The following is a 959-nucleotide window of genomic DNA, read 5'->3' as shown; positions in this document are numbered from 1 at the left end:
TATACCTGAGAATTATTATCATTAATATTTAGGAATGCACTTATGGAAAGCCCAGCTTGCTCATCAATCAAGCTTTCAAGCCTTTGCCTTGCAGTGGGAATGGCCTTGGCAAATCCCGTTTTAGCTCAAGAACCTGACTCTCATTTCGAAGAAGTCGTGGTATGGGGAACGAAAGTTTCCAGCAATACCGAATCGATGTTCGCAGACGATATGTCATTAAAGCAGGCCGATCATATGTCGGATCTACTGCGTGATATCCCGGGCGTTGATGTGGGTGGCACTCACTCAGTCAACCAGCGCATCACGATTCGCGGCTTGGGTGAGACTGACTTGGATATCCGTCTGGATGGCGCGTCACAACACGCGAGTATGTTCCACCACATCGGTAACTTAACGCTGAACCCAGATATTCTAAAGTCGGCAGATATCCAAGTGGGTAACAACTCAGTGACGCAAAATGGGTTGGGTGGTTCGGTGTATTTTGAAACCAAAGACGCACGTGATTTGCTTCGTTACGATGAAACTTTTGGCGCGCGTGTATACGGTGGTTTTGCATCTAACGACAACCAACAAGGCTCATTAACGTTATACGGTTTGCTGTCAGAAAACATAGATGCAATGGTTTATGGCCACTATGTTACGCGTGACGATTTCAAAGATGGAAACGGCGACAAGACGTTCGGCTCGGCAGGGGACGTTTACAACATTCTTGCGAAGCTTGGTTACGAGTTTAATGACATTCACCGCTTCGAACTTTCCTACGATATGTACCGTGACAGCGGCGATTACAGTCCTCGCCCTGATATGGCAGGTAGTGCAAACAATGGCTTGTCGAGCAAGTTGCTGATCCCAACGGATTACGATCGCGATACCGTCACGCTCAGTTACGAGCTAAGAGGGGAGCAGCACCAAGGTAACGTGACGCTTTACAACACCGAAACTGAAATCAAACGTGATGA

The 959-nt window shown here is 47.4% G+C and carries 1 protein-coding gene; it reads left to right on the top strand.

Annotated elements, in window-relative coordinates:
• Window positions 1-42: 42 nt before the first annotated feature.
• Window positions 43-959 (top strand): TonB-dependent receptor plug domain-containing protein (locus tag R7Z50_RS25235; RefSeq protein WP_318149452.1); only part of this gene is annotated, 917 nt, incomplete at its 3' end.

It is taken from the genome of Vibrio sp. 1249-1 (assembly GCF_033340495.1).
This window is presented reverse-complemented; position numbering and strand designations above follow the sequence as displayed.